This window comes from Microbacterium testaceum (assembly GCF_001476655.1).
Lineage (GTDB): Bacteria > Actinomycetota > Actinomycetes > Actinomycetales > Microbacteriaceae > Microbacterium > Microbacterium testaceum_C.
Genome location: NZ_LDRT01000055.1, coordinates 1 through 16,559, shown reverse-complemented (window position 1 = coordinate 16,559; position 16,559 = coordinate 1). Strand labels below are relative to the sequence as shown.

Annotated in this window: 13 protein-coding genes; 5 read left to right on the top strand and 8 right to left on the bottom strand. The window is 72.4% G+C overall.

The window, feature by feature from the left end:
- Nucleotides 1–162 precede the first annotated feature (162 nt).
- The 8 genes from NS220_RS09215 to NS220_RS09180 all read right to left on the bottom strand — a co-directional run bounded on the left by NS220_RS09215 (nt 163) and on the right by NS220_RS09180 (nt 10,709).
- On the bottom strand, nt 163–1,122 hold the full coding sequence (locus tag NS220_RS09215; RefSeq protein WP_058623780.1) for an NAD-dependent epimerase/dehydratase family protein: 960 nt from the start codon (nt 1,120–1,122) through the stop codon (nt 163–165).
- The gene (locus NS220_RS09210; RefSeq protein WP_058623779.1) at nt 1,119–3,794 is read right to left on the bottom strand and encodes an alpha/beta fold hydrolase; all 2,676 of its coding nucleotides are present in this window, start codon (nt 3,792–3,794) and stop codon (nt 1,119–1,121) included. Before NS220_RS09210 ends, NS220_RS09215 begins: the two co-directional genes overlap by 4 nt.
- The gene (locus tag NS220_RS09205) at nt 3,791–4,813 is read right to left on the bottom strand and encodes a 3-oxoacyl-ACP synthase III (RefSeq protein ID WP_058623783.1); all 1,023 of its coding nucleotides are present in this window, start codon (nt 4,811–4,813) and stop codon (nt 3,791–3,793) included. The genes NS220_RS09210 and NS220_RS09205 overlap by 4 nt, the downstream gene beginning before the upstream one ends.
- A 125-nt stretch (nt 4,814–4,938) precedes the next feature.
- Entirely contained in the window at nt 4,939–6,240 is a 1,302-nt protein-coding gene (locus NS220_RS09200; RefSeq protein WP_058623778.1) for a DUF58 domain-containing protein, read from the bottom strand.
- The gene (locus NS220_RS09195; RefSeq protein WP_058623782.1) at nt 6,240–7,169 is read right to left on the bottom strand and encodes an AAA family ATPase; all 930 of its coding nucleotides are present in this window, start codon (nt 7,167–7,169) and stop codon (nt 6,240–6,242) included. Before NS220_RS09195 ends, NS220_RS09200 begins: the two co-directional genes overlap by 1 nt.
- 263 nt (nt 7,170–7,432) lie before the next feature.
- Nucleotides 7,433–8,611, bottom strand: a complete 1,179-nt coding sequence (locus NS220_RS09190) for a DUF4350 domain-containing protein (protein ID WP_058623777.1) — start codon at nt 8,609–8,611, stop codon at nt 7,433–7,435.
- Nucleotides 8,608–9,279, bottom strand: coding sequence for a DUF4129 domain-containing protein (locus NS220_RS09185; protein WP_058623776.1), 672 nt, complete (start codon nt 9,277–9,279; stop codon nt 8,608–8,610). The genes NS220_RS09190 and NS220_RS09185 overlap by 4 nt, the downstream gene beginning before the upstream one ends.
- Entirely contained in the window at nt 9,276–10,709 is a 1,434-nt protein-coding gene (locus NS220_RS09180; RefSeq protein WP_058623775.1) for a hypothetical protein, read from the bottom strand. Before NS220_RS09180 ends, NS220_RS09185 begins: the two co-directional genes overlap by 4 nt.
- A 212-nt stretch (nt 10,710–10,921) precedes the next feature.
- On the opposite strand from NS220_RS09180, the gene mtrA reads away from it, so the two are divergent.
- From mtrA to hpf, 5 genes are all read left to right on the top strand, one after another.
- The gene (mtrA, locus tag NS220_RS09175) at nt 10,922–11,602 is read left to right on the top strand and encodes an MtrAB system response regulator MtrA (protein WP_058623774.1); all 681 of its coding nucleotides are present in this window, start codon (nt 10,922–10,924) and stop codon (nt 11,600–11,602) included.
- 7 nt (nt 11,603–11,609) lie between these two features.
- Nucleotides 11,610–13,298, top strand: a complete 1,689-nt coding sequence (mtrB, locus tag NS220_RS09170; protein WP_058623781.1) for an MtrAB system histidine kinase MtrB — start codon at nt 11,610–11,612, stop codon at nt 13,296–13,298.
- The gene (locus NS220_RS09165; RefSeq protein ID WP_081323083.1) at nt 13,295–14,953 is read left to right on the top strand and encodes an LpqB family beta-propeller domain-containing protein; all 1,659 of its coding nucleotides are present in this window, start codon (nt 13,295–13,297) and stop codon (nt 14,951–14,953) included. The genes mtrB and NS220_RS09165 overlap by 4 nt, the downstream gene beginning before the upstream one ends.
- A 96-nt stretch (nt 14,954–15,049) precedes the next feature.
- Nucleotides 15,050–15,724: a ComF family protein gene (locus NS220_RS09160; RefSeq protein ID WP_058623772.1), complete on the top strand. Its 675-nt coding sequence runs from the start codon at nt 15,050–15,052 to the stop codon at nt 15,722–15,724.
- A 125-nt stretch (nt 15,725–15,849) separates the two neighbouring features.
- A complete protein-coding gene (gene hpf / locus NS220_RS09155) occupies nt 15,850–16,509 on the top strand; it encodes a ribosome hibernation-promoting factor, HPF/YfiA family (RefSeq protein WP_058623771.1) in 660 nt (219 codons plus the stop codon).
- Nucleotides 16,510–16,559: the final 50 nt, after the last annotated feature.

Here is a 16,559-nt window from a genome sequence, read left to right as displayed (position 1 = left end):
CGGAGTCACGGCTGGGCGGGACCGGAGCCGGAACCGTGGAGTCACGGCCGCGCGGGACCCGAGCCGGAACCCCGGAGTCACGGCTGGGCGGGACCGGAGCCGGAACCCCGGAGTCACCGCCGGGCGGGGCCGAGAACCCGCGGAGCTGCAGCCGTGCGGGGCTCAGACCCGGGAGAGGCGGCGCAGGCCCTCGTCCAGCGACACCGCCGGGGCCCAGCGCAGGTCGTGGCGGATCTCGGTCTGGTCGAACCAGTGCGCGGTCGACAGCTGCTCGGCGAGGAAACGGGTCATCGGCGGCTCGTCCTCGCCCGGGCGCACGGCCCACACGCGCTCGACGAGCGCCCCCGCGACCTTCGCCAGCCCCGCGGGCACGCTGACCCGCGGCGGCTGGACACCCGAGGCGCGGCAGATCCCGGCGAGAAGGTCGCCGACCGGGCGCGGTTCGCCGTTGGTCAGGACATAGGCGCGTCCGCTGACGGCGTCGACGCGGTCGAGGGCGGCGACGATTCCGGATGCCGCATTGTCGACGTACGTGGAGTCGATCAGCGCCGTCCCGCCGTTCAGCAGCGGCAGGCGCCCGCGACGGGCGCGGTCGACGACGCGCGCGATGAGCTGCGTGTCGCCCGGACCCCAGACGAGGTGCGGCCGGATCGCGACGAGCGAGAGAGCGTCCCCCGCCCGGGAGAGCGCGATCAGCTCCGCCTCGGCCTTGGTGCGGGCGTACTCGCCGCGCGCAGCGGCCGGATCCGCGGGCTCGGCGCCCACTCCCGCGAGCGCGTGCCCCGCGTGCGCGACCGACGGCGACGACACGTGCACGACGCGGGTCACCCCGGCCGCTGCGGCCGCGTCGAGGAGCGTGCGCGTCCCCTCGACGTTGACCGCATGGAACTGCGCCGGATCCCCAGCCAACGAGACCTTGGCGGCGAGGTGCACCACGCCGTCGACGCCCTCGAGAGCGGATGCCACGGCATCCGGATCCGTCACGGAACCGCGGCGATCCTCGGCGCCGTCGACGCCGGACCGGCGGCGCTGCAGCGTGCGGACTTCATGCCCCCCGACCTGCAGGGCGCGGACGACGGCCCGGCCGAGGAAGCCGGACGCGCCGGTGGCGAGGACCCTCACGGCGCCGTCGGCTTCTCGCCCGCGAGCAGGCGCTCGGCCCATGCGGCGAGGCGAGAGCGGTCGATCTTGGAGTTGTGCCGGATGTCGGTCGGCAGCACCGGGGCGACCAGGACGGCGGCGAGCGGCTGCGCGGTCGCGGCGCGAACGGCATCCGTCAGCTCGGGGGAGGCGAGACCGGGTCGGCGTGCACCGGCCTCGACGACGGCGACGACGACCTGACGGCCGACGGGACCGACCCCGACGGCGGCGGCGCGCGAGACGGCATCGACGGTCTCGGCATCCTGTTCGATGCCGACGGGGGTCACCGGGCCCTCGGCGGTGGTGATGACGTGGGGGAGGCGCCCTTCGACCCAGAGCCGCCCGTCGGCGTCGAGGTGGCCGACGTCGCCGGTACGGTGCCAGCGATCGGCGAGACCGCGCCGGGCCTCGCGATCGGTGAGGTAGAGGCGGAAGTACCCGCGCTTGAGGTGGGGTGCCGAGATGACGATCTCGCCGGTCACGCCGGCCTCGCTCGTCGGCTCGCCGGTCGCCCGTCCCTGAGCGTCGATCGCGGAGATGCGTACCTGGCCCGTGCCCAACGGTCGACCGACGCACACGCCGCGGTCGCCCGCAGCCCGTTCGATGTCGGGAAGGGTGACATCGGCGACCAGCAGACACTCCGTCATGCCGTACGGGGTGTGGGCGACGGCGTTCGGCATGAGCGCCTGCGCGCGGCGCAGGAGGTCGACGCCGACCGGGGCTCCCGTCGACAGGAACGTCTCGACGCGCGACAGCGCCGCGCGGTCATCGTCGCCGAGGTCGTCGGCCGTGGCGACCACGTTGGCCACCGCCGCGGGCGAGAGGAACACGATGCGCGCGTCCGAGGCGCGCACCGCCGCCGCGACCGCCGCGGCCGTGAGGGTGCGGGGAGCGGAGACGTCCATGTCGGGTGTCGCCGACCGCGTCCCGAGTGCCGGTCCGAGCAGAGCGAACGGGGCGAAGCCGGTGACGAGGCCCGTCTCCGCGGTGACGCCGAAGTGCGCGGCGAGGGTGTCGCGCAGCGCCGTGAGCTGGGCGTGCGTGTAGACGACGCCCTTCGCGGGCCCCGTCGACCCGGAGGTGAACAGCACCGCGGCGTCGGCGTCGGCGGTCGGCGCCGGGGGGAGGCCGCGGCCGCGGCCCGCTCGGGCCAGGTCCGACAGGCTCGCCTCGACGCCGAGCGCGCGGCTCGTGACGGCGGGGAGGGCCGCGGCCGAGATCCGGCGCCCGGGCCAGCCCAGGGCGCGGGCGGCGGCGAGCCCCGCGATCTCGCCGATCACGACGTCGGGCACGGCACCGCGCACGGCGCGCGACAGACCCCGGATGCCGAGCCCCCGGTCGGCCACGACGACCACCGCACCGATGCGCAGGCACGCGTACAGCGCGGCGGTGAGCGTGGGGCCGGGCTGCACGAGGAGAGAGACGCGATCGCCCGCGCGCACGCCGAACGCGGCGAGCCCGGCGGCGATCTCGTCGACGCGTGCGGAGAGCTGTCGCCAGCTGACCCGGAGCGGTGCCCCGTCGCGCGACGTCGTCATGTCGATGACGGCGGTGTCGTCGTCGTTGCGGCGGGCATCGAGGGCATCCCAGAGATGGCCGGTCGGAGTCTCGGTGGCGCGCGTCTCCGCGGAGTCCGGGGTCGTGGCATCCACGACGGTGCGCGCCTCGCTGGAGCCCGAGGCCGCGGCATCCGTCGCCACGCCTTTCTCATCGAGCCAGTCGAGGACGACGTCGGCGTAGGGACGCTCCTCGGCGATCAGGTGGCCGGCCCCCTCGAAACGGTGCACGTCGGCGTGCGGCAGGCGCTCGGTGAGGTCGTCGAGGTGCCCCTCGCCGAAGACGGGATCCTTCGGGCCGCGCAGGAACAGCGCCGGCACCTCGAGCTCGCGCAGCCCCGCCGACAGACGCCGCAGCGCGGGCGTGCTCTCGTCGGCCGCGGTGGCGGGGATGTCGGCGACGAACCCACCGATTCCGCGGCGGCGGGCCACCGTGGCGTAGGGCGCGCGGAAGGCGGCGCGCACGGCCGGGTCGAGATCCGCGAGCGCGAGGGTGGTGTCGAGGAACGCCGTCGTGCCGGTGGTGCCGGCCGCGAGCATGCCGCGGGCGGTCGCGACGCGCAGCGCGAAGGGCAACGGGGCGCCGTCCGGGTGGTGCACGGCGGTGTTCAGGGCGATCACGGCGGCGAGGCGGGCGCGGTTCTCCACAGCCCAGCCGAGCGAGACAGGGCCGCCCCAGTCGTGCCCGATGGTCACGATCGGACCCCGGATGCCGAGTTCCCCGACGAGTGCGTCGAGGTCGGCGATGCGCTGGGCCAGGGTGCGCCGCAGCGTCGAGCGCTCCGAGAAGCCCATCTCGAGCTGATCGACGGCGACGACGCGCCACGCCGGGGAGCCGGCATCCGCGCGCTGCAGCGAGGCGTTCACGAGAGCGCGCCACAGGTACGACCACGTCGGGTTGCCGTGCACGGCGACGATCGTGCCGACGGGTTCGAGGCCGCGCCGGTCGAGGGCGGCGCCGGTGTCGAGCACATGCCAGGTGCGGGTGGACCCCGCGTCGGCTGCGACGCCGGGGACGTCGACGAGGCGCGACAGCGACGGGTCGAGGCCCGGCAGGCCTGCGGGCGGGAGGGTGGCGGTCAGGGCGGTGATCCTCACCAGGCCAGCTCCAGCATGCCGGTGTTCAGCCCGGAGCCCACTCCCATCAGGAGGACGCGATCACCCCGACGCAGCGTCTTCTGCTCGTCGGCGAGGGTGATCGGAATGGATGCGGGACCCACGTTGCCCAGGTGCGGGTACGTCACGGGCACGCGAGCTCGGTCGAGCTTGGCGGCGCGGACGATCGCCGACGTGTGAACCGAGGAGACCTGGTGGGTGATGTAGCGGTCCATGCCGGTCCACGAGAACTCGCCCTTCGCCTCTTTCCACGCCGAGACGACGAGGTCGAGGCCTCCCTTGAGGAGGGCTTTGGCATCCGTGAACATGCCGTCGACGCTTCCGACGCAGAGATCGTAGAACTCCGTGGCCGCGCGCGTGACGCCCCCGACGATGCTGTGGCCTTCGGGGTGGTCGCTCGCTCGACCGAGGACCGCCGCAGCCGCGCCGGAACCCAGCGTGAGCGAGGCGAACTCCTGCATGAAGGCGTCGCGGTCGAGGTCTTCGCGGACGAGGCGATTGATGGTGTTGACCTGGATCTCGTCGGCATCTTCGCCGTTGACGATCAGGGCGTACTTCACCTGGCCCGACTGGATCATGCCGGCCGCGAGGCTCATTCCGTTGATGAACCCGAGGCAGGCGTTCGCGACGTCGAAGTTGATGGCCGAGCTCGGCAGGCCCAGTCCGTGGTGCAGGCGCACGGCGACCGAGGGCTCGAGGTGCTTGCGGGTCACCGACGTGTTGATGATGAGGCCGATCTCGCTGGGGTCCACTCCCGCCTCGGCCAGAGCTTGCTTGCCCGCGGCGATCGTCGCCTCGTCGGAGGACTCGCCGGCAGCCCAGTTGCGGCGCTCGTTGACGCCCGCGACCCGTCGCAGCAGACCGGGCTTCAGCTTCAGCCGGTGCAGGGCGGGAGCGAGGCGGTCCTCGATGTCGTCCGACGTGGTCACGCGGCCGGGCAGAACGCTCGCCACCGATACGAGGGCCACATCGTCGAAGCGGGTCGTGGCGTTTCCTGGCAAGAGTTCTCCCGCATCCTGTGCGTAGACGGCGCAGCCGAGCGCGGAGGGGACGCGCTGTCGGCTCGAAGGGTACCCCCCAGGATAGGCCGCGACGTATGTCGCGGGCTGCATGGGGCCTGGGTGTGCTAGAGCCGCCCGGCCGCTTTCAGGGCGAGGTATCGATCGGCCACGAGCGGCGGCAGGTCGTCCGCGGAGGCGGAGACGGCGTCCCCGCCTCCGCGGACCACGGCCGCGCGGACACGGTCGGCGTCGTGCCGCGCCCGCTCGATGGCGGCCGCCGCGTAGACGGAGGCGGCATCCGTTCGCTCGGGCTCGTCTCCCGGTCCATCGGTGGCCGTCGCGACGAGCAGCCGGGAGCGCGCCGCCACGGCGGGCAGCGCGGCGAGGAATCCGCGAGCCGCTTCCGGATCGTCGTGCGCCGTGAGCAGCACGACGAGGGCGGGGTGGACGGTGAGTCGGCGGACCTGGGCGAAGGCGGCATCCCAGTCGGTGTCGATGAGTTGAGGCTCGATGGGGGCCATCGCGTCGACCAGGGCCGGGAGCAGTTGAGAGCCGTCGACCTTCGTCACGCGCGCTCGCGTGACGCGGTCGAACATCACGAGGTGCACGTGATCGCCCGCGCGGGTCGCGAGGGCGGAGAGCAGGAGGGTCGCCTCCATCGCCGCATCCAGGCGGGCCCCGTCCCCGACGCGAGCCGCGGCGGTGCGGCCGGTGTCGATCACGATCACGACATGTCGATCCCGTTCGGGGCGCCATGTCCGCAGCATCGTCGTGCCGGCGCGCGCGGTCGCGCGCCAGTCGATCGAGCGGACGTCGTCGCCGCGGACGTACTCGCGCAGGCTGTCGAACTCGGTGCCCTGTCCGCGCACCATCAGGCTCGTGTTGCCGTCGAGCTCGCGCAGCCGCGCGAGGCGGGACGGCAGATGCCGGCGGGAGGTGAAGGGAGGAAGGACACGGATGCGACCGGGAGCGTCGACGACTGCTTGGCGACCGGCCAGTCCGAGCGGTCCGGCGGCACGGATCACGACGAAGTCGCTGCGGATCTCACCACGGCGCCGGGGGAGCAAAGGAAGCGGCACGCCCCGTCGCTCGCCGGGCGGGACGACGAACCGCGCCCGTTCGTCCGGGGCGCCCGCCGTGGGCTGCCACGCGTCGCGGACCCGTGCGCGCAGGAGACGGCGACCGAGGTTGCGCACCCGCAGTTCACCGGCGACGGGCTCGTCGCGCAGCACGCGCTCCGGGAGCCGTCGCGTGATCTCGACCGCGCGCGGGTCGGCTGCGGCGAAGACGTCGACGAGGGCCGCGAGAAGGCACAGCAGCACCCACGCGCCCACGACGAGCCACGCCGGGACGCCCGCGGTGCTCAGGAGCACGAGCGGGACGACGCCGAGGGCGACGAGAAGGGCGAGACGGCCGGTGACGAACATCAGATGGGGACGCGGGTCTGCTGCAGCACCGAGGTGAGGATCGCATCGACCGACACGCCCTCGATCTCGGCCTCGGGACGCAGGCGGATGCGGTGCCGCCAGACAGGGACGAGCATCGTCTGTACGTGATCCGGGGTGATCGCCGGATAACCGCCGAGCCACGCCCAGGCCTTCGCCGCGGCGAGGAGACCGGTGGTGGCGCGAGGGCTCACGCCCAACAGCACCGACGGGCTCTGCCGGGTCGCCCGGGCCAGATCGACGATGTACCCGAGGAGATCGTCGTCGACGGCGACGGTCGCGGCGGCACGCTGCGCGGCGAGGATCTCGTCGGCGGTCACGACGGGGTCGAGTCCCGCCGCATCGAGGCGACGCGGATCGAATCCGCCGGCGTGGCGGCGCAGCACATCGACCTCGGCGTCGCGCCCGGGCAGATCGACCACGAGCTTCATGAGGAAGCGGTCGAGCTGCGCCTCGGGGAGGGTGTAGGTGCCCTCGTGCTCGACGGGGTTCTGCGTCGCGGCGACGAGGAACGGGTCGGGCAGCGCGCGGCTCACGCCGTCGGACGACACCTGACGCTCCTCCATGGCCTCGAGGAGTGCCGCCTGCGTCTTCGGGGGCGTGCGGTTGATCTCGTCGGCCAGGAGGACGTGGGTGAACACCGGCCCGGCACGGAACTCGAACTCCCCGGTGCGGGCGTCGTACACCAGGGAGCCGGTGACGTCTCCGGGCATCAGGTCGGGGGTGAACTGCACGCGGTGGGTGTCGAGGCCGAGCGCTCGGCTGAACGAGCGCACGAGGAGCGTCTTCGCCACCCCTGGAACACCCTCGAGCAGGACATGTCCGCGTGAGAGCAGCGCGATGAGCAGGCCCGTCACCGTGCCGTCCTGACCGACCACGGCCTTGCCGACCTCGACGCGAACCCGATTCATGGCCTCGCGCAGCGCGGCATCCTCCGTGGTCCCGCGCCTCTCGGACGCACGGGTCGCCGGGACGGCTGCGGGCGCAGGGGCGTCTGCCCGGCCGGCATCCACAGGTCCGGCATCCACAGGTCCGGCATCCATCGGTCCGGCCTGCGTGGATCCGGCCTGCGTCGGTCCGGCCGGCGTGGGTCCGGCCTGCGTCGGGGCGACGGAGGGCGCCGATGCCGACGGCTGAGGGGTACCGGGCCGGGGGGCGTCGAGAGGACTGTCGGTCATCGGGGGGTCCTTTCGGTGGAGAGCGCGGCGCGCACGCTCGTCTCGAGGTCGCGCAGGCGGTCGCTCGCGGCGACCAGGTCGCGATCGGTGGTGGGGGTGTCGGTGATCAGGATGCCGCGCACCGCGCCCCGGTCGGCTCCGAGCCGATCGGACACGGCGTCGGCCACCTGCTCCGGTGGCGTGCGGGCAGCGAGGCCCAGCGCGCGGACGAGCCGGCCGTGCGTCGCCCGTCGCAGCTCGTCGAGGGCGTGGGGAGCATCCCCGGAAGCGGCATACAGGCGAGCTCTTCCCTCGGTGGTCTCGTTCGCGCGCACCATCACCGGCAGACGTTCGGTGACGAGCGGACCGAAACGACGCCCCCGCCAGACAGCCGCCACGAGCGCGGAGAGCAACAGAAGAAGGATCGCGGGCGTCACCCACGGGGGAGTGAGCTCTCCCAATGTCTGCGGTTTCATGGCGGCGTCCGCGTCGCCCGGAGCAGGGACGTACCAGACGACCGTGCCGGTGCGGGCGAGGGTGCCGATCGCCAGGGCGGCGTTGCCGTCGAGGGGGAGCGCCGCGTTGGTCATCGTCGAGATGCCGTCGAGCGCCGTCACGGTGCGCCCATCGCTCGTCTCCCTCGAGAGGAGACCGAATTCGCCGCCGACGCCGTAGCACCCCGTGACGTCTCGACCGGGCACCATGAGCTCGCCGGTGCGCGCTGTCCCCGCGGCGTTGGGTGCGGGGAGGTCGCAACCGGGATCGGTGGGACGGTCGTCGGCGAAGCCCCCGAGGGCAGAGCCGTTCATGAGCACGTCGAGGGCGCGCGAGCGCGGCTCGACGAGCACGACGTGTCGTGCCCGCTGGGTGAGAGAGCTCAGGGTGGCGTCCGAGAGCATGGGGGCATCGCGCATCACGAGGGTGGCGTCGCCTCCCGCGAGAGCGCGCTCGGCCGCACCGCGGTCGCGTGCGACCGTCACCGTCACCCCCTGCTGCTGGAGGATCCGGACCAGCGCACGGGTGCCGTCGGGCGCCGGCGACTCGGGATCGAGCAGACCCTTCTCTTTCCAGCCGCCGTAGACGAGGGTCGTGCCCACCAGCCCGATCAGCAGGAGCGCGAGCGCGAGGGCGATCCACCCGAGGGCAGCGCGGCGTCGAGGGGGCGCGGTGACGGGCGCGTCGGCGATGGTCGTCACGAGGTCCCTGCCAGGGCGGCGGGCGTGGGGCGCGTGCGCACGGCGTCGGCATCGAGATCGGCCACGACGCCGTAGCGCTGCTCGGTCCCCGGCCGGCGGAGATACCGCACGTCGTCGAAGATGGATGCCGCCTCTTCGAGCCCGGCGCTCAGCGGGGGAAGAGCCGTCGCTGCCGCACGGGCGAAGGTGCGCACGGTGGCGCCCGGCGGGGGGTCGACGAGCCCGCGCTCGGTGAGGCCCCGAGCGAAGGCGCGGAACCGCAGGACGATCGCCGCGTCCCAATCGCCGCGGGTCGCGGCGGCCGCAGCGTCGCGGCGCAGTTCGTCGGCCGAGCGCCCGTCATCGTCGTCGAACAGCGCACGCGCCGGGGGCTGCGCGCGGGCGACCGCGCGCGGACGGCCCCAGATGAGGATGCCGATCACGATCGCCACCACCACGATGATCGCCAGGACGATCAGCGCCGGAGGGCCCCAGTCACCGTTCGCGGAGTTCTTCAGCAGCTCTCCGAAGAAGTCCACCACGGCGCGCGCGAGCCGGTCGATGGGGGTCGGCTCCGCGGCCCGGTAGGCCGGATCGGACAGCTCGCGCTCGGCCCACTCCCGTGCCTCGTCGGCGTCGGGGGAGAGGGCGGTGAGGGCAGCGGCCACCCGCGCGAGCGGCGGGATCATTCGTCGTCGACCCGGGCTCCGGGGGCCGCCCAGGTGGTCGGGGACGGGGGAGCGGCCGGGCTCGATGCGGTCTCGTCCGTCGCCGCCGTCATCGCCGGCTCGTCGGCCGGCGCAGGAGGCGGCGGAGGCGCCGCCGCGTACGGCGGCGGAGGTGCCGCAGCTGCCGGCGCTCCGCCGTAGGGCTGTCCCGCGGTCGGTGCGCCGTAGGGCTGTCCCGCCGGCGGTGCGCCGTAGGGCTGTCCCGCGGGCGCTCCGCCGTAGGGCTGTCCCGCGGGCGGCGCGCCGTACGGGGGAGCGGTCGGCGTCGTTCCGTACGGAGGTGCGGACGGCGGCCCCCACCCCGTCGGTGCCCCGCCGGGTGCGGGGACGCCCCATCGCTGCAGGGGAGCCACGGTCCGACCGACACCGACGAGATACGGATCCGGAAGGTCCTCGACCCCGGCGTCACGCGCCTCCACGTACGAGGCGAGGTCTTGGTCGAGTCCTTCGACGCGCATGCGCGCGTCGACGTACACGAGGACCGCCGAGGTGGACTGCACGACGAGGGCGATGCACTGGACGAGGAGGATGCCGGCCTGCCCGATCAACTGCACGCCGATGAAGCCCGCGATGGCACCCGGCTCGAGGCTGCCGGTGGGGGCGATGACGGTCGACAAGAGGCTCGTGCCCAGGCTGAGCGGGAAGGAGATGATCTGGGCGACAACGCTGAACCCTGCCGAGATGACCACGAGAACCCCGAGCGTCGACCAGAATCGCCCGCGGGTGAGTCTCCAGGATCGCGCGATGCCGGCCCGGACACCGATTCCCTCGACGATGATGGCGGACGGGACGAGGAAGAGCTTGGTCGCGAGCCACAGGTAGAGCGGGATGCAGGCGAGGCCCAGCAGAATGCCGACGAGGACGCCCACCGGAGCCAGCGCGAGGAAGATCGGGACCACGATGGCCGCGAGCACCGCCAGGACGATGAGCGTCGCGGCGAACGTCAGCGCGGCGTATCCGATGAGGTGCCAGAACACCGGCCGTACGCGCCGCCAGACCACCTTCAACGTCGGCTTCTCGGCGACGACCGCGTGCGCCACCTCGGCGACGACGACCCCCTGCACGAGAACGCTCAGGCCGCTCGCGGCCACCCCCAGGACGAGGGCGACGACGGCGGTGAGCGCGATCGAGCCGGCCATGACGGCGTTGAAGTCGTCGGTGCCCTCGCGGAGGGTGTCGAGCCGGGAGAAGCTCGCGATCGCGGCCCCCGCGACGGCGGCACTGAGGACCACGTACGCCACGGTCTGCACCACGAGAGCGAAACCCAGCAGAACGCGAGGGTTGTGGCGAAGGGCCGTGAACGACCGGCCCAGGATCGTTCCGAACCCGTAGGGATGCAGGGGGACGATCCCCGGGCGCGACGCGGGGGTCCAGGCGGGGTACGCGGTCACGATGACGCCTCCTCGGTGGTCGGCAGTGTCTTCATCGTGTCATAGACCTCCGACACGCATCGGGGGCCCGGAACGGGGACACGGAAGTCGTTCACCCGGGGTGCGCTCGGCCTCTTCCCGGGCATCTCGACTACTCTCAGAGGGATTGCTCCCTCACCCGGGGTGCCATTGCCCGTCCCCGAGCGGGTTTCGAGACGGAAGACGTACACCCGATGACTTCACGGATCCTGGTTGTCGACGACGACACCGCACTGGCCGAGATGATCGGCATCGTGCTGCGCACCGAAGGATTCGACACGGCCTTCTGCGCCGACGGAGCCCAGGCCGTCGACGCCTGGCGCTCCGAGCGGCCCGACCTGATCCTGCTCGACCTCATGCTGCCCGGCGTGGACGGCATCGAGATCTGCACGCGCGTGCGCGCCGAGTCCGGCATCCCGATCATCATGCTCACGGCGCGCACCGACACCGCCGACGTGGTGAAGGGTCTCGAGTCGGGGGCCGACGACTACATCATGAAGCCGTTCAACCCGAAGGAGCTCGTCGCCCGGATCCGCACGCGCCTGCGTCCCGTGCAGGCCCCTGTCGACGAGACCCTTCGCATCGGCGACCTCGTGGTCGACGTGGCGGCGCACGAGGTACGACGGGGGGACACCCCCATCGCGCTCACTCCGCTCGAGTTCGAGCTCCTCGTCGCCCTCGCCGAGAAGCCCCAGCAGGTGTTCTCTCGCGAGATGCTGCTCGAGCAGGTCTGGGGGTACCACTACAAGGCGGACACGCGCCTGGTGAACGTGCACGTCCAGCGGCTCCGGGCCAAGATCGAGGCCGACCCCGACAACCCCCGTATCGTCACCACCGTTCGCGGTGTGGGCTATCGCGCCGGCGCGGTGGCTTGAGGCCGTCATGACGGGCGCGGTGCGCACTCTGGCGTCGCCGCGAGGCTGGAACACGCGCGACTGGCGTGCGACCCGGGACCGTCTCATCACCCTGTGGCGCCGCTCGCTGCGCTTTCGCACGATCGTCATCACGGTCGCTCTGACCGCCACGACCATCCTCGTGACGTGTCTCGCGATGGCTCTCGTCATCCAGAACGAGCTCTTCACCGCGCGCAAGGACCAGGTTCTCCTCGAGGCGCAGCGCGCGACAGCGTCCGCGCAGGCCACCCTGGACGCCGCGGTCGACTCCACCGACCCGGCGGCTGCCCAGACGCTCATGAACGGCATCGCCACGCGCCTGTCCCAGCAGTCGTCCAGCGATCTGATCGCGCTCTACCGCATCGGCCCTCCCTCGCCGCTCGCGCCGCAGCCCTTCATCTCTCCGACCTTCGAGTCCACTCTCGTCACCCCCGAGTTGCGCACCCAGGTGCAGTCGAGCCCCGATCTGCAGTGGTGGCAGTCCGTCGCGCTGCCCGCCGAGAATGATCGCGAAGTACCCGGCATCCTGGTCGGCCATCAGCTGCGCTTCCCCGCCCAGGACGGGGTCGACTACTACGAGCTCTACATGGGGTACGACCTCGCGAGCGCGGCGCAGACGCTGTCGTTCGTCCAGGTGCTCCTCTGGGTGGTCGGCCTCATCCTCGTCGTGCTGATCGGTGCCATCGCCTGGGTCGTCCTGCGGTCGGTCACGACGCCCATCGCTGATGCCGCCGAGACCAGCGCGAAGCTCGCGGCGGGCGATCTGGGCGTGCGGCTGCCGGTACGCGGCGAAGACGAGCTCGCCACCCTGAACCGGTCGTTCAACGCCATGGCCGACAGCATCGAGTCCCAGATCAAGGAGCTCGCCGACCTGTCCCTCGTGCAGCAGCGCTTCGTCTCGGACGTCTCGCACGAGCTGCGCACACCCTTGACCACGATCAAGCTCGCGGCGGACATGATCAACGACCAGCGCGAGGAGTTCGACCCCGTGACGGGCCGCGCCGCCGAACTGCTGCACGCGCAGGTCCAGCGCTTCGAGGTCCTCCTGACCGACCTGCTCGAGATCAGCCGCTACGACGCGGGATCCGTCCAGCTCGAGCTCGAGCCGACGAGCCTCGCCTCCCTCGCCGAAGACGTCATCGCCTCGATGGAGCAGCTCGCCGAGAAGCACGGCTCCGACGTGCGTCTGGTCGCCCCGGGCGGGTACACCCCGGTCGACATGGATGCCCGCCGCATCCGCCGGATCGTCCGAAACCTCCTCGGCAACGCGATCGAGCACGGGGAGGGTCGGCCGATCGTCGTGTCCGTCGACAGCGATCGGGATGCCGTCGCCCTCGGTGTGCGCGATTTCGGTCTCGGCATGCGTGCCGAAGACGTCGACCGCGTGTTCGACCGGTTCTGGCGCGCCGACCCCTCCCGGGTGCGAACGATCGGCGGCACCGGCCTCGGCCTCTCGATCGCCCTGGGGGATGCACGCCTGCACGGGGGAACTCTCGCGGTGTGGTCCGAGCTCGGCCGAGGCTCCCACTTCGTCCTCACCCTTCCGCGCGACGGCCGGCCGCTCGGGAGCTCGCCCCTTGCGCTCGTGCCCGACGACGAGCAGGGGGGCGCTCTGGAGGCGCTCGGTCTCACCCAGCCGATCTCGCTCGGCCGCTCCACGACGCGGAGGACGACATGAGGCGCACCCTTTCTCTGTTGAGCCTGACGCTGGTGCTCGTGCTCTCGGCGTGCACCGGCCTGCCCACCTCGGGATACGTCAACCCCGGGCGGGGGCCGCAGACCGACGACACCCAGACGTTCGCCTTCGTCCCCGACGGGCCGCAGGACGACGCCTCGCCGGCGGAGATCGTCGAGGGCTTCCTCCGCGCGGGGTCCGGACCCGCGGATGACTGGGCGACGGCGAAGATGTTCCTCGCGCCCGGCACGCAGTGGGATCCTCGCGCACGCGTCACCGTCGACCGTCTGGCCGACCGACGCGCGGCCGCGTCGACCGATGGCACGACCGTCAACGTGTCACTGTCGACGGTGGCGAGCGTCGACGCGAATGGGGCCTACTCCCCGACCCCGGACGGCACGACCGAGGCCCTCGGCTACTCGCTGACGAAGGTCGACGACCAGTGGCGGATCAGCGCGGCTCCCGACGGTGTCGTGCTGTACGAGGAGGTCTTCCCCACGGTCTACCAGTCGGCATCCGTCGCCTACTTCGACCCGACCTGGACGTTCATCGTCCCGGATGTGCGCTGGTTCCCGCGTCCCCTCGTGGCCAGCCGGGTCGCGACAGCCCTCGTCGACGGCACACCGAGTGCCTGGCTCGAGGGAGCGGTGAAGAGCGCCTTCCCCGAGGATCTCTCCCTCGTCGGGCGTTCGGTGACGCTGTCGTCCGACGGTGTCGCGCAGGTGCAGCTCCCGCGCGCGGCTCTGAGCCTGGACACCACCACGCTGGACCGGATGCAGACGCAGCTGACGCGCAGCCTGTCGACAGCCGGGATCAGCCAGGTGCAGATGACGGTCGAGGGCACGCCCATCGCGGCAGACGAGGTCCCGGTGCGCGTCACGCGCGTCGACCCGCCGCCGGCCGTCCTGACCGCGGACGGAACCTTCGGCATCCTGTCGGGCGATCAGGTCACCACGATCCCGAGCCTCTCCGACGCCGTCGAGTCGCTCGGCCCGCAGGCGATCGAGCTCGAGGCCGACCGGAGCCTGGCCGCGGTGCGTACGGCTCAGGGCACGGTGGCAAGCGCTCTCGCCGACGGGCGCACGTTCCTCCTCGACGACCGGCCCGGTCTCGTGGCGCCCTCGATCGACGGGTCCGGACTCATCTGGAGCGTGCCGTCGTCGTCTCCCGCGCAGTTGCGGGCCTTCACCCCCGAGGGCGTGCCCGCCGAGATCGGCAACGCGTGGCCGGATGCGTCGGAGATCACCGCGTTCCAGATCTCGCGCGACGGCACACGGGTCGCGGCGATCGTCACGGTCGCGGGCGTTCGCGAGGTCTGGCTCGCCGGTATCCAGCGCACCACGGGCGAGATCAACCTCGGCCCGCCGCACGTGCTGTCCTTCGCCGAGTCGGGCGCGTTCGACCTGGCCTGGCTCGACGACGCGACCCTCGGCATCCTCACCGTCGATGCCGGGGTCAGTCACCTGGGGGAGCTCGGCGTGGGCGGTCGGGGGACGACCGGAGCCGCTCCCGACGGCGCGCGCACCGTCGCGGGCGGGAGCACGAGCATACGGGTCCTCGACGACAGCGGGCAGCTCTTCAGCCGCAGGGGCAGCTCGTGGACGCTCGTGGCCGACGGCGTCCGCGTGCTCGCGGCGCAGCAGGGCACGACCTCTTGACGGCACCGTTCCTCCCCGGTGCGGCGGGGCACGGGACTGTCCACGGATGCACCCGGCCCGACCCCGCGGACGGGGGTCACCGGCGAGCATGAGGGCATGCCCTCTCGCAGAGTCCTCGCGGATGCCGTCGTCGCCGCCCTGCGCGACGCCCTGACGTTCTGGCTGCCCATCGCCTGCGCGGGGTGCGGGCTCGTCGATGTCGGACTGTGCTCCGGATGCCGCGCGGCCCTGATCGCCGCTCCGCACCGCCGCCGCACCGAGGCGGGACTGTCGGTGATCAGCGCGCTGGAGTTCTCCGGGGTGCCCGCGCGGGTTCTCCGCGTCCTCAAGGAGGAGGGGCGCACGTCGCTCGCTCGTGCCCTCGCGCCGGTGCTCGGGTCGGTCCTCGCCGACGTCGTGGGGGAGGACGCGGTGGTGACGACCGTGCCGTCCTCCCGCGCGGCGTATCGACGCCGGGGCTACCGACCCGTCGACCTCCTCGTGCGCCGGAGCGGGTGGCCGCCGGTGCCGTTGCTCCGGTCCGTGCGGACGCCGCGCGACCAGCGCGGGTTGGGTCGTGCCGCCCGGCGGGCCAACGTGGGCGGCGTGTTCGTGTCGCGGCCGGTCCGCGGGCGTGACGTCGTGCTCGTGGACGATGTCGTCACGACCGGGGCCACACTGGACGACGCGGCTCGTGCCCTGCGCGCTGCGGGTGCGCGCGGTGTGGTCGCGGTGACGCTGGCCCACACGCCCCGCCATCTCGATCGGGCGGGGCGATCAGACGAAACGTAAGGACGGGTGACGAAATGGTGATGAGAGCGTGACACGGGAGGGTCGCGCTACTAGCGTGGGGATGACTGAAGGCGACGGATGTTCTGCCCTTAGACCGGGCAGAACCCGGAACAAGGAGGTCACGGATGGACACCAGCATCGTCGGCGTGGGAGTCGGTATCACCGACCGTTTCCGCTCGGTGGTCGAAGAAAAGGTGAGCCGTATCGAGCACCTGGCCCCTCGAGCGCAGGCGCTCGAGGTCAAGGTCACCCATCGCTCCTATCGCAACGGGCGCATGGAGGATGACACGGTCGAGCTGACTCTGGACGGCAAGGGTCCTGTGGTGCGCGCGGAGGCGACGGACGCGGACAAGTTCGCCGCCCTGGACCTCGCGGTCGACAAGATCTCGGAGCAGATCCGCCGGGCCAAGGACAAGCGCGTCGACGCGCGGAACCACCCCCGCGGAGCGAAGTTCGAGAAGGGTACCGGCGAGCTCTCCGGTATCGACGTGCAGCCGGCCTCCGTCGACGTCCTCCGCGCGGTCGCGACGGGCGAGGTCCCCGTGCAGAACGATTCGACGCCCGAAGAGGACTACTCGCCGGTCGTGATCCGCGAGAAGGAGTTCGGCGCCGAGTGGATGACCGCCGAAGAGGCCGTCGACCGGATGGAGCTCGTCGGGCACGACTTCTTCCTCTTCATCGATGCGCGTACCGACCACCCGAGTGTCGTGTACCGCCGTAAGGGCTGGGACTACGGCGTGATCGCGCTGTCGACGCAGGCGCCGCCGCAGGCCGTCGCCTCCTGACACGGAAACGAGAAAGGACCCCCGGCCGTTCGGCCGGGGGTCCTTTCTCG